The 13,343-nt window shown below is 43.8% G+C and carries 12 protein-coding genes; 6 read left to right on the top strand and 6 right to left on the bottom strand.

Annotation, left to right across the window (positions count from 1 at the left end):
- Positions 1-130: 130 nt before the first annotated feature.
- Positions 131-1,273, bottom strand: coding sequence for a histidinol-phosphate transaminase (hisC, locus tag CXF58_RS04890; RefSeq protein ID WP_068406909.1), 1,143 nt, complete (start codon positions 1,271-1,273; stop codon positions 131-133).
- Positions 1,274-1,348: 75 nt separating this feature from the next.
- Positions 1,349-2,530, bottom strand: coding sequence for a prephenate dehydratase (gene pheA, locus CXF58_RS04885; RefSeq protein ID WP_068406913.1), 1,182 nt, complete (start codon positions 2,528-2,530; stop codon positions 1,349-1,351).
- A gap of 419 nt (positions 2,531-2,949) precedes the next feature.
- On the opposite strand from pheA, the gene CXF58_RS04880 reads away from it, so the two are divergent.
- Both CXF58_RS04880 and CXF58_RS04875 read left to right on the top strand, forming a co-directional pair.
- Positions 2,950-3,891 carry a transaldolase gene (locus tag CXF58_RS04880; protein WP_068406916.1) on the top strand — a complete coding sequence of 314 codons (942 nt, stop codon included), beginning with the start codon at positions 2,950-2,952 and terminating at the stop codon, positions 3,889-3,891.
- Positions 3,892-4,042: 151 nt separating this feature from the next.
- Positions 4,043-4,552, top strand: coding sequence for a hypothetical protein (locus CXF58_RS04875; RefSeq protein WP_102076767.1), 510 nt, complete (start codon positions 4,043-4,045; stop codon positions 4,550-4,552).
- 94 nt (positions 4,553-4,646) lie between these two features.
- On the opposite strand, the gene CXF58_RS04870 is transcribed toward CXF58_RS04875, so the two are convergent.
- Positions 4,647-5,222 carry an adenine phosphoribosyltransferase gene (locus CXF58_RS04870; RefSeq protein WP_068406921.1) on the bottom strand — a complete coding sequence of 192 codons (576 nt, stop codon included), beginning with the start codon at positions 5,220-5,222 and terminating at the stop codon, positions 4,647-4,649.
- 403 nt (positions 5,223-5,625) lie between these two features.
- On the opposite strand from CXF58_RS04870, the gene CXF58_RS04865 reads away from it, so the two are divergent.
- The gene (locus tag CXF58_RS04865) at positions 5,626-5,790 is read left to right on the top strand and encodes a rubredoxin (RefSeq protein ID WP_068406924.1); all 165 of its coding nucleotides are present in this window, start codon (positions 5,626-5,628) and stop codon (positions 5,788-5,790) included.
- Positions 5,791-6,064: 274 nt separating this feature from the next.
- Positions 6,065-6,958: an alpha/beta fold hydrolase gene (locus CXF58_RS04860; protein WP_225211688.1), complete on the top strand. Its 894-nt coding sequence runs from the start codon at positions 6,065-6,067 to the stop codon at positions 6,956-6,958.
- Positions 6,959-7,087: 129 nt separating this feature from the next.
- Here the strand turns inward: CXF58_RS04860 and CXF58_RS04855 are convergent, their stop codons facing one another.
- On the bottom strand, positions 7,088-8,047 hold the full coding sequence (locus CXF58_RS04855; RefSeq protein ID WP_369811335.1) for a WG repeat-containing protein: 960 nt from the start codon (positions 8,045-8,047) through the stop codon (positions 7,088-7,090).
- A gap of 570 nt (positions 8,048-8,617) precedes the next feature.
- Here CXF58_RS04855 and CXF58_RS04850 point away from each other — a divergent pair.
- Positions 8,618-9,550 carry a DMT family transporter gene (locus tag CXF58_RS04850; protein ID WP_102076765.1) on the top strand — a complete coding sequence of 311 codons (933 nt, stop codon included), beginning with the start codon at positions 8,618-8,620 and terminating at the stop codon, positions 9,548-9,550.
- Between the two features lie 88 nt (positions 9,551-9,638).
- On the opposite strand, the gene CXF58_RS04845 is transcribed toward CXF58_RS04850, so the two are convergent.
- Entirely contained in the window at positions 9,639-11,057 is a 1,419-nt protein-coding gene (locus CXF58_RS04845) for a solute carrier family 23 protein (protein ID WP_102076764.1), read from the bottom strand.
- Between the two features lie 551 nt (positions 11,058-11,608).
- Here CXF58_RS04845 and CXF58_RS04840 point away from each other — a divergent pair.
- Positions 11,609-13,042 (top strand): L-serine ammonia-lyase, encoded by a 1,434-nt coding sequence (locus tag CXF58_RS04840; protein ID WP_102076763.1) that lies wholly within the window; start codon positions 11,609-11,611, stop codon positions 13,040-13,042.
- An 18-nt stretch (positions 13,043-13,060) separates the two neighbouring features.
- Here CXF58_RS04840 and CXF58_RS04835 read toward each other — a convergent pair.
- The coding region (locus CXF58_RS04835) for an RNA-guided endonuclease InsQ/TnpB family protein (protein WP_145989799.1) at positions 13,061-13,343 on the bottom strand (283 nt) is incomplete at its 5' end.

The raw sequence follows: 13,343 nt of genomic DNA, 5'->3' as shown, positions 1-13,343 counted from the left end.
AGGTTGTTTTGCTGGCGACTCACGGCGTTTCTCTTTCAACAAACCAGCATCAGTAGGCATAAAGCATGCTGATATTGGCGTCGTAAAATTGATTTATTTTTTGATTAAAATACGGATAACTACTTTTTTATTAATCTTCAGTCAGTATTGAGCGCAAGGTATCAATCAGGCGCATATTATCTTCTGCAACCCCTACCGTAATACGCAGCCAATTGAGCAAACCATAACCTGCTAATGGACGCACTATCACGCCTTGCTCTAGCAATGCTTGATAAATGGCAGCCGCGTTTATGTCTTCCATCTCAACTTCTATTTCAACCATGATAAAGTTGGCATGCGACTTAATAAACCCTAGCCCCAAGGCATCAAACTGCTTTTCTAACCAGCGCATTTGCTCTTGGTTATTAAGTCTTGTTTTTTCAATAAAGTCTTGGTCTGCAAGCGCAGCATTGGCAGCAGCTAAAGCGACTCTACTAACGTTAAAGGGCTGACGAATGCGATTGAGTAAATCGGCGACAGCGACTGAGCTTAGCGCATAACCAACACGCAAACCTGCTAGCCCATAGGCTTTTGAAAAAGTACGTACAATAACCACATTCTCAAATTCATCGAGCAGCGCTCTATTATTACTCTCAGGACTATATTCGATATAGGCTTCATCTAGTACCACCAACACTGAGCTTGGCACACTAGCCACAAATGCACGTAACTCTTGCTGCGTAAGCTGCGTACCCGTTGGGTTATTAGGATTGGCGATAAAGACCATTTTGCTATTAGGATTGTCCGCTACCGCCTGACTCATCGCCTTTAAATCATGACCAAAACGATTGGCTGGCACTTCCACGCCTTTTGCGCCTTGCATTTTGGCCAGCATCGGATAAACGATAAAAGCATACTGACTATAAATAATCGCATCATCGACGCCAGCAAAACTACGCGCTAAGATATCAAGCAAATCATCAGAGCCATTACCTAAAGTAATCTGGTCGACACCAACATCGTTAAAGTCAGCAAGTGCTTGTTTGAGATAATAACCATTGCCATCAGGATAACGTGCCAGCTGACCCAGTTGCTCGGTAATCGCAAGCGTGACATGCGGTGAGCAGCCCAGTGGATTTTCATTACTAGCAAGCTTGACCACATCTGAGACACCGTACTCGCGTGTCAACTCTTCAACCGGCTTGCCCGTCTGATAAGGCATTAGCTCTAAAATACTGTCATAGGCCGGCACTAGCGGTGATAAATTTGACTCTGTCGACTGTGATGACTGCATGATTTATCCTTGGATGTGATAAGGCATTTACTGTTGATGAATCCCTACTGTTAAAACCATTCTATTAAGCCAGCTTTATAGCACGGCTTTTGGATAAGAACCTAAAATGCGCAAATCTTTGACCAATGGACGGATATCAGCAATTGCTGCACTCACATTTGCGTCTTCGATGTGGCCATCCATATCGATAAAGAACACGTAAGCCCATTTATTTGGACGTTCAGGACGCGTCTCGATACTGGTCATCGACACGCCATGATAAGACAAGGGCTTTAAGATTTCGATCAGGGCGCCTGCTTTATCATGCGCTGAAACCATAATTGAAGTTTTATCTTGACCCGATGGCGCAATCGCCTCGTGACCGATAATTAGGAAACGCGTGGTATTGCTAGGATTGTCTTCGATGTTTGAATACAGCTTATGTAAATCGTACTCTGCCGCTGCCACATCACCGGCGATTGCCGCTGAATGCCATTCGTTTTTGAGACGGCGGGCCGCTTCACCATTGCTCGATACCGCCACACGCTCAACATTTGGGAAATTAACATCGAGCCAATGGCGGCACTGCGCCAATGACTGCTGATGTGAGTAGATACGGCTTAAGCCATCAATTTTGGTGTGTTCAGCAACCAAGAAGTTTTGATGAATAGGCAACTCAACTTCACCGATTATCTTTAAGCTAGAAGATAAGAAGCCATCTAAGGTATGGTTAACCACGCCCTCTGACGAGTTTTCAACTGGTACCACGCCATACATTGCTGTGCCTGCTTCAACTTCTCGGAAGACGTCAGTAATAGTATTTAGCGGCACGGTATCGGCGGCTTTACCAAAATGCTTTAAAGCGGCGGCATGGGTAAAGGTGCCGACAGGGCCTAAGAACGCAATACGCTGCGGTGCTTCCAAGTCAAGGCAGACTGACATGATTTCGCGGAACAAACGCGCCATTTTTTCATCGGCGATGGGCCCAGTATTACGTTCCATCACCGCCTTTAACACTTGCGCTTCACGCTCAGGACGATAAAAAATAGGATTGGTTTTTTCGGCATCAGGACTATTGGCAACGTGGTCTTTTTTTACCGTCGCTACTTGCTGCGCCAATTTGGCACGGTTATTAATGAGCGTTTGAATTTCGCAGTCAACTGCATCAATACTTTGGCGCAATGTGTTTAAAAACGCTTTATCAGTTGCAGCCCCATCAACACTTGCAGGGGTTTGGTTTAGATTGTCTACATTTTGCTCTGGTGACTGCTCACTCATTACCGCCCATCCTTTTTCTAATATTATTGCTAAAGTTTATGACTGTTGTCTATTAGCTAGGTAACCTGCTTATTTTAATAATAAATGCTCGCTTAGTTCTCATGTTTAGCGAGCCAAACAGTGGATCGGCTCTACTATAGCAAAAACTATCGACAGTGCCCATTCGTAAATACGCGCAAATAAGCAATTTGCCATAAATCTTAGCACAGTTATGCACGATAAACGCTATACCCTATAAAACTATCAGGCTACAACCGTCCAAATATATGATACAGTTTAAAGATAGCCGTTAAATTCACCATACCGCCATGATAAATCGCTTTATCAATGAAAATTCATAAGCAACTAACTGAAATAACCAATCTAAATAACACGGCTAAATAAAAACATCAAAACGTAAATTAATCATAGGATATCTGATGAGCGCATTACAACAGCTTCGCACCATGACCACTATTGTCGCTGATACGGGCGACCTTGCCGCCATTGCGCGTCTAAAACCCATCGATGCCACGACCAATCCAAGCCTTATTACCAAAGCGCTGATTCATCCGGACAATGAAGCGCTGATGTCAGAAACCATGAGTCGCCATCGCGGTGATGTCGATGCAGTGATTGATGAATTAACCGTTCAAATCGGCTGTAATATTTTGGCATTGATTGAAGGTCGCGTTTCAACCGAAGTCGATGCACGCTTATCTTATGACACTCAAGCCACCATTGATAAAGCGCTCAGCTTTATGGAAGCCTACCAAAAAGCAGGTATTGATTCAGAGCGCGTATTGATTAAGATGGCCGCAACCTGGCAAGGTATTGAAGCGGCGCGTTACCTTGAAACTCAGGGAATTCACTGCAACTTGACGTTATTATTCGGTCAACATCAAGCGATTGCTTGTGCCGATGCGGGCGTTACCCTAATCTCGCCTTTTGTTGGACGTATTTTAGACTGGCAAAAACGTCAGCAAAACCGCCAAAATGTCCCTGCTTCAGATGATATGGGTGTGCAATCGGTCAAGCTTATTTACCAATACTACAAACAACATGGCTATAAGACCCAAGTGATGGGCGCAAGTTTCCGCTCGACCGAGCAAATATTAGCACTAGCTGGCTGTGATCTATTGACCATCGCGCCCAATCTGATTGATGAGCTGGCAGCCATGGATGTCGAAGTGACACGCCAACTGTCACCAAGTATGTCAATGGATTTGCCCGACATGGCGAAGGTCAGCTTAACCCATGACGAGTTCAGTGCCGCTTATCAGCAAGATATCGTCACCCAAGACTTATTACCCAAGGGTATCGATGGCTTTATCGGTGCGCGTGATGAGCTTGCGCAAATGCTCGCGGCGATGCGAGATTAACTGCGATATTTATATATTTTATGCGTTTGCCTGCTAATCACGAGTGCTGAGATTGTCTCAGTATGAACCCCTTGTCATAAAAGTAATTTGCCTGCTTCTATCAAGTTGGCTATGATAAGCGACTTTATATAACAACAAGCAAGGCTCGATTATGAAACGGCTAGCAGTGATATTAGCAGGTAGTACGCTTGCAATGAGTGGCTATGCGGCAAACTGGTTAGAGGTCTCAAAAAGCCAAACTGGCTCTGTTTTTAGCTTGGATGTGGATTCTATCGAACGCTCAGACATTCATATTATTGATGAAAAAGAGGTCGAAAACATTACCGTCTCTATTCGTAGAACCTATCCTGCGCCAAAGGATAGCGCAAAAGACGCTAAAGAAAATGAAGCGAAAGCAAAAGAGAATAAAGACAAAGCCGCTAATAAAACAGTGAAAGAAACCAGCATTCATCATAGCGACCAACAATGGCTTATCTCATGTAAGGATGCAAGCTATTATCGTCGCGCTTATGTCAACTATGCTGCTGACGATAAAGTGTTAAAATCTTGGCAATCCGATAAACCGATACTGACAACCAAAGACTTTAAGCTGACCAAACCAAAAACGATTAGCCGCTTGCTCGTCGAACAGGCGTGTAAAAGTTATCAGCAAGACAAGTAACGCAGGTCAAGACGAACCAACAAAGTACATGCCATTAAAAAGCGCGCTGAACTATTAATTCAGCGCGCTTTTTATTATGCTAAAAACCATTTCTCTAAGCTTTTAAAACCGTATAAACAGGTACAGGAAACTCGCCATGCAGAGCAACCAAATCTAACAATACCAAGGCGCCAACTACCGTATGCTGTGCAGATTTACAAAGCTCATAAGCGGTCATCAGCGTGCCGCCTGTCGCCAATATATCGTCGACCAATAATACCCGCTCAGGCGGCAAATTATTTTGCATCTCAAGCGTGTCTTTGCCGTATTCTAACGCATAAGCTTTATTGGCAACCGGTGGCGGTAATTTACCGGGTTTACGCAGCAAAATCATGCCTTTACCCAAACGTCCCGCCAGCAAACTGGCAAATACAAATCCACGCGCCTCTACGGCGCCTAAGCAATCCACTTCATCAAGCAAACCTTTAGGCAAAGCCGCTAACATCTCATCAATCACCGCATTGATATGACTGCGTAGTAACGGTGTAATATCATAGAAATCGATACCAACTTTTGGGAAGTCTGGTACTGTGCGAATGATTTGCCAAAATGGATGGTCAGTATTGAGCGTATTAGATGAATCGGTTGTGGTCTTAACTTCAGCTGATGTAACGGCGGCATTCGCGCTCATAGTAACCCTTAACTTATAAAACTTAAATAATGATATGACGGTGGTAAATGAGGTAGGTGATAAATGAGATGACAATCGCTAAAAATAGCGGCGATAATTATAGCATAATCAGCTTTATCGTGGCGGCAAAATCGGCAATGACAGCCCTGCTAAAACCTTGAAAGTGACGCATAGGCACTTGATAAAAGCTGGTGAATCTCAATATACAAGTGTAAACTTAACTATGAAAATAACCGCTATATGCTAAACTACGTGCGTTTTTACACGCTAAATGTTGGCTAGAATACTTAATAATTGCTTTAAAAATGCCGATTAATTTAGTTAACGCCACTGGTAATAGCAAAAACGCTGGTAAAAGAAACATTAGTAATCGTAAAACTGGAAATAATCGATAGGACTATTTATGAAACGTTATGAATGTATTGTCTGCGGTTGGATATACGACGAAGAGCTTGGCTGCCCAGAAGAAGGCATCGCGCCTGGTACCAAATGGGAAGACATTCCAGACGACTGGACGTGCCCAGAATGCGGCGTTGGCAAGCTTGATTTTGAGATGCTCGAATTTTAAGCCAACGACCATCTAAATAGGATACTTCATGACAGAATCAAACCCCACCAATCACACAAACGCGTCTGTAAATTCAGAAGAAACCGACAATGCTTTAGTGCTTAATGACAAAATGACCAATGATACAGTGCTTAGCTCTTCACCATCTAATTCTTCAGCACTTAGCGCTGCGACAATCGACTCTCCAACAATCGATTACCCGACGCCTGAATGGCAAAAGTTTGGCGATCATGCTTGGTATCCGTCTGATTTGAGCGAACATCTTTATCAAGCAATGATAGATATTGGTGATGGCATTGAGCTGTGCGTTGAAGCCGGTGGTGATCCCAAGAATCCGCCATTGCTTATGATTATGGGGCTGGGCTCACAAATGATCTTCTGGCCCGACAATTTTATCAAACGCTTTATCGATGCTGGGTTTTTTGTGATTCGTTTTGACAATCGTGATATCGGCTTGTCATCTAAAGTACAGATTGATGGCTTGCCGCGTATCAGTCAATTGAAAATGATGATGCGCTTGCAAACGGGTCTGTCAAATAAAGGCGCACCGGTTGCTTATAATTTGACCGACATGGCAGAAGATACGGCACGTTTAATCAAAGCCTTAAAACTTGGTAAAACGCATCTGCTTGGCGCTTCTATGGGCGGTATGATCGCTCAAATCGTCGCCGCGCGTTATCCAAGTTTGGTGCAACGTATGGCGTTGATGTTTACCACCACCAATCGAGCGTTTTTAAAACCGCCGAAACCTAAGCAGTTATATACCCTTATCAATCGTCCTGAGAGCCACTCTGAGCGCGATATCGTCCGTCATAGCGTCTGGTTTATGAAAACCGTTGGTACGCCAGGACACGTCAATGTGCGCATGGTACGTGACATTGCTAAGATACGTTATCAGCGTAATTTCCATCCACTTGGTACGGTACAACAGCTCAATGCCATCTTAGCTTCTGGCTCGATTAGCAAATATAGCAAACAAGTTAAAGCACCGACGATTGTGCTGCATGGCAGCGCTGATGGCCTATTACCCGCCTCGCAAGGACGGGTGGTTGCAAAGACCATACCCAATGCAACTTTTCATTTAATCGAAGGCATGGCACACGATATTCCCGAATACTATCAGCCTTATATGGTCGATTTGATTAGTAAGCACTTGCTAGAAAAATAACCATTTAAGTTTAATGCTAGTCCGTCTCAAGCAAAAAAAGAGTGTCAGAACGATGAATGATCTATCGCTCTGACACTCTTTTTTTTACCGGCAAATTTAAGCGTGATATTAAATGATAAGTCTTAAGTATTAATCACAAGCAATGCTGTCACCCTCTTTATCAATACACATTTTATTGCCGTTTTCTAAATTGCCAATCCAAGCTTTGCCATTTGTAAATACAAATGCAGGTTGGTCTTTATAATAATCACTCACACTCACAGTGCTATTATCAAAGCGAAAAGGAATCACCAACTCGCCGCCTAAATTGACAAAGCCCCATTCATTATCGATACGCACGCCCGCCAAGCCTTCAGAAAATGGTCGCACTTCATCGAAAGAATAGGTAATCATAGAGATGTTATTCTCATCAACAAAGCCCCATCTGCCGTCTTGTTGACGCGGCTGCAAGGTGGTAAAACCACGAGACGGTTCTAGCTTCTGCGATTCTTTGGCATTACTGCTATTATTCTTGATGTTATTAGCAGCGGCACTCTTCGCTGTTTGACTAGCAGCACTACTATTTGGGTCAGATATAGGTTTACCATTTTTATCCAACCAGTTGATGGCTTGATTTTTACGTACTCGCGTCATGCCGCTACGATAATCGTCAATGTCACTAATTGCAGCGGCAAATGGCACGATGGTTTTATTGCCCGTATCGACAACCCCATAATGACCGTTTTGCTTGACCACAATCCGATTTTCAGAGACGGGACGCGCCCAATTTTGTCCTTCTTTGAGCATATCGTACACCGCAGGGATCACCTCGCGACCTTGCATATTGACATAGCCCACCCGACCATTGCGCAGCACTGGTAACAAGCCACCCGATATTTTATCGGCATCTACTTTTTGATAACGGGTTAAATCAAGCACACTTTTGCCTTGCTTATCAATCAAGGCAACTGGTGCACCGAAATCTTTTATCGCTAAGAAATAGCCACTACTAGAGGTACAAGAGACATTTTTATAATAGCTTTTGGGTATTTTGCAGCTGGCGGCTTGTGCATTTGACATCCCAAAAAACGTAGCAGCTATGGCGCTCATGACAAATAGACGCGCAATGAAACTGCGACGTGGCAGCAGTGTAGATAAGAAGTCTATTTGTCGTTTCGATATAGAACGTTGCAGCATAAGCAAACCTAGGCTAAAAGTAATAGAAGCACTGTGAATATATGGGGAGTTCATTGTAAAAACGATATAGCGGAACTGTCATAGATTTTTTGAAGCCTCTGGAGAGCGAAGCGCACAGCAAGCGAAGAAAATTTACGACAGTTTCGCACAAAAATATCATGTCTCTATTTTATATAAAATTCACTATATTAAGTTAAGTATTTGAAGAGTATCACTATTTTAAAACAGGATGTGCTTCAAAATACAAATAGATGATAGAATAACAAATGGCAGCTTGTGCGCCAATGCTATTGCTGTAAGAAGGTGACCGCTTTATTTATCTATGGTGAGTGATAAGTCATTATAAAATAAATTGCACCAAAGCATTCCAATTCAAGAGCAAAACACTGACAATATGGCCTGTCTATACAAATCAACTCTTTAGCAAACCACACTTAAAAAGCATTTTAAAAAAGTAACATAGTAATGAGATAAGGATATTGCATGGCTATCGCCTCTTCACGCTCCGCCGCTACTGGCTTGGTCATTGGTTGCGTTATTTTTGGTTTGGGCAGCTTAATTGTCGCCCATGTCGATATCGGTGGCTGGGCAATGTCATTTTGGCGACTGGCTATTTCTGGCGTGGTGTTTGCTATATTGGCTAAAATGACAGGGCAACGACTTCCGCGCTCAAAGCGTGCTGTTTTTTACGGTCTATTATCAGGCGCGTTTTTAGGACTCGATTTGGCACTATGGCATGAGAGTATTTATGCGGTCGGTCCCGGTATCTCAACCTTGCTTAATAGCTTGCAGATTTTCTTTTTGGCGGCCATTGGCTTTTTATACTTTAATGAGCGGCAATCTATTTTGCAGCTCATCAGTTTATTTTTAGCCATGCTAGGCGTGGCAATGATAGGTAGCCCTGAGTTTGCGCAAAATACCGCTGCGACTTGGGGGTTTGTCACGGGCATCGTCTCAGGTGCCATGCTTGCCGCGTCCATGACCTTTATCCGTAAAACCCATGATACTGAGCCAACGCCGATATTTATGCTGATGCAGCTGGTGAGTATCGGCGGCGTCATAGCAATGATTCTGCCGATGTTTATCTTTGATATGGGTAATATTTTGCCCAGTACTTGGTCTGAGATTGGTTGGATATTGATTTATGGCACGGTGATGCAATGCTTGGCGTGGGGGCTTATCGCCTACTCGATTCCTAAGCTGTCTTTAGCATTGACAGGGCTGCTCTTATTAACCGAGCCCATTGCGGCCTTGGTGATTGATTATAGCTGGCTTGATAAACCGATTAATACGCTGCAATGGAGCGGCGCGCTACTGACGATGTTTGCCATTTATTTAGGGTCGTTAAAACCTAAGCCACGCGCACTACGCCGTTATCGTTTTTTTGCCAGATTCTATAAACGAAATTATAAATAAAGCGGTAATGAATAAAAGCCACAATAAGTAAAAGCCACAATACTTATTGTGGCTTTTTTTACGATGAACAAATCAATCTTTTTGACGGTTAATCTTTTTGTCGATTAAATAAAGCATTTAGCACAATAGCCGTTAAAGTAGCCGTTCCGATACCGCCCAAATCAAAGCCGCCTAGATGCAAGCTAAAATTACCCGTACCCATAATAACGGTGACCGCGGCAATGATTAAATTGCTGTTTTTGCTAAAATCGATATGATTGTCTATCCAAATTTTTGCCCCTGCAATCGCAATCAAACCAAATACCACAATAGATGCGCCGCCCAATAAAGCCGCCGGTATCGTTTGAATAATTGCGCCAAACTTTGGTGATAACCCAAGCAAGATAGCCACCAGACCTGCTACCACAAAAATCGTCGTGCTATATACTTTGGTCACAGCCATGACACCGATGTTTTCTGCATAAGTGGTCACACCTGTACCACCAAAACCCGCTGAAAACGTCGTTGCTAAACCATCAGCAAAAAATGCCCGACCCATATAAGGCGTTACTCGTGCTTTAGTCATACCTTCGACCGCTTTAAAGTGCCCTAAGTTTTCGGCCACTAAAATAAAGGCAACAGGCGCAATTAATATAATCGCACTCATCTCAAAATGCGGCGTATGAATACTTGGCAGACCAAACCATGATGCTGCTGATACACTAGTAAAGTCAATCGGAACGCCATAACCGAGCACATTGGTCATAAAGAAATAAGCGATATAAGACAATATCAAGCCAACCAACAGCAGCAAACGGCGCAGCATACCGCGGGTAAATACCGCCACCCCACTGATAAACAATACCGTCAGCGTAGCCATCCATGCATCAAACTGGTTGGCAGATACCCCTTGAATGGTCACTGGTGCTAAATTCAAACCAATAATCATCACAATGGCACCGGTAACAATGGGCGGCATCAAACGCTCAATCCAGCCTGTACCCGTCTTCATGACCAATAGACCTATCAGCGCATAAATGATGCCGCATGCCATGATACCGCCCAAGGCGACATTCAAATTGTCATTAAATCCCACGCCTGCATAAGCCGTCACCGCAATAACCGGCCCAATAAAGGCAAAGCTTGAGCCCAAATAACTAGGCATACGCCCACCGGTAATCATAAAAAACATCACCGTACAAATACCGGACATCAAAATGGCTAAATTGGGGTCAAAGCCCATTAATAATGGCGCCAGCACCGTCGCCCCAAACATCGCAAAAGTATGCTGCACACCTAATAACACGCTCTTTGCTGGCGGCAAATACTCATTGATACCGACCGGATCACGATCCAAATCACCGCCATACGGACGCCACGTTGGAAACCAACGACCATTATCAAAGTCTGGATTGTGCGGATAACTCGTCGCAGCTGCATCAATACCAGCCGCTTCTAATGCATTGTGCGAAGCAGATTCTTGGGTGCTATTTTCGGGGTTTGGAGAATGAGGTTCGGGAGTTGTCATGCGCTGTCCTATTTGAGCTGAGAGAATATTAGTCAGCTAAAAAACTGTGAGAAATACAACTATGAGAATACAGATATGAATTCAGTCAAAACGATAACAACTAAGTCATGCCAATCATCAACAACTATAGAGGAATTAAAAAACGATAACAGCAGGAAAGTCATTTACTTTGACCAAATGCAGACCGTCAAATAGGTTCTATTAAAAGTAGTTTAAGGATTTCTGCGACGTTGTTCACTATATAGTGTTAGCAAGATTACAGGATGTTACACAGGTAATGGCTGCGAGCATGATAACGGAGTTCTATGATAAATAAAAGTTATTATTCAGCAGGCCTCTGTACGCCTATACTGGGAGACATTTATAGATAATATCCCATGTTTTTTAAATACTCACATTTATTAAAGTGTGCATTTAAATAAATGTCTGCTCTTGTCATTGTGCTGTATTTATCAAGGCTTTGGGGGCCGTTATCTATTATCTTTTTTCACACCAGTACTTAAGCCTATTTATCACATATGCTGATGCACTGACAATTTATTGGTATTTATATGATTAGTGTTTTCGACTTATTTAAAATTGGTATTGGACCGTCGAGCTCTCATACGGTCGGGCCCATGGTGGCGGCCAATTTATTTTTGACGTCATTGCTTAAGCAAAGCCCATTAACGACGATTAAAAATATTGAAATCGAGCTTTATGGCTCTTTGGCCGCTACCGGTAAAGGACATGCAACCGATACGGCGATATATTTGGGTTTACTTGGACATACGCCGAGTACCATTGATACTCGCTTGACTGGCGAATATCTAGCGCCTATTTTTGCTGATAAACAGCTTAATTTATCAGGCAAACATATTATCGACTTCGATAGCGAGCGCGATATGTATTGGTACGATGATACGGTATTGCCTTATCATCCTAATGCCTTGACCATCCGCGCGTTATTGGCCGATGGTAGCAAGTACCAGCAAACCTATTATTCGGTTGGTGGCGGTTTCGTTATCAACGAAGATGACGCAAACAATCCCGATGAGGATCATGCCAGCCCAACGATTGATATCGTTCCCTACCCTTTTAATACTGCCGCAGAGTTGCTTGAACAATGCCGTGAGCATGGGTTAAGTATCAGTGAGCTGGTACTCGCTAACGAATGTCACTATCGCAATCAAGCAGATATCTTTAGCTATTTAGATACGATTTGGGAGGTGATGCAGGACTGTGTGACTCAAGGTTGTAAAAACAGTGGCATTTTACCGGGCGGACTTGATGTTAAACGCCGCGCTCACGATTTACATAATCAACTATGCGCTGAAAAAGACTTGCCTATCGCCAAAACCGATAAGCTTGCAGCGATGGATTGGGTTGATTTGTATGCACTTGCCGTCAATGAAGAAAATGCCAATGGCGGTAAAGTTGTCACAGCACCGACCAATGGTGCGGCGGGTATTATTCCTGCGGTCTTGCACTATTATCGTGACTTTTTACCCAATTATAACCAAGATGGCGTCCGTAAGTTTTTATTAAATGCCACCGCCATTGGCAGCTTAATTAAACAAAACGCTTCTATCTCTGGGGCTGAAGTGGGCTGTCAGGGCGAAGTCGGTTCAGCCTGTGCCATGGCAGGTTCGGCATTGGCAGAGATTATGGATGGCTCGCCAGCGCAATGTTTGAATGCCGCCGAGATTGGTATCGAGCATAATTTAGGTCTGACTTGTGACCCGATTGGCGGCTTGGTACAAGTCCCTTGTATTGAGCGCAATGCGATGGGCGCGGTAAAAGCCATTAACGCCGCTCGTCTTGCCTGCCGCGGCAATGGTCAGCACTTTGTCTCATTGGATAAAGCCATTGAAACCATGAAGCAGACAGGCGCGGATATGTCTGATAAATATAAAGAAACCGCTCGCGGTGGTCTTGCTATTTATGCTGATAACCGCATCCCCACTGCTACCCGCGGCGTTAGTGTCAATTACAGTCAATGTTAATTTGACTTCCTCCCCTCCCTAAAGTGAGGGGATTCCTACTACTAGACGCTCAAGCCCGAGCGCGAGAATATTTTTTGCCGCATTAATATCGCGGTCATGAGTGACACCGCACTCGCAAAGCCATTCTCTTATTCCAAGACCCGTCCTACCTTTCGGACTATTTTGGCGTGAGCCACAACACGAACAAGTTTGGGTGGTGTAACTTTCATTTACCTCATCATAGTAGCAACCTGCGTTCTCGCACTTATAGGTCAGTTGCCGCTTAATCTCAAACCAACCTGCATCATAGACGGACTTGGCG

Origin of the sequence: Psychrobacter sp. Sarcosine-02u-2, from assembly GCF_002836335.1 — a bacterium.
GTDB classification, from domain to species: Bacteria; Pseudomonadota; Gammaproteobacteria; order Pseudomonadales; family Moraxellaceae; genus Psychrobacter; species Psychrobacter faecalis.
Note: the sequence above shows the minus strand (reverse complement) of the source record. Positions and strands in the feature narration are given on the sequence as shown.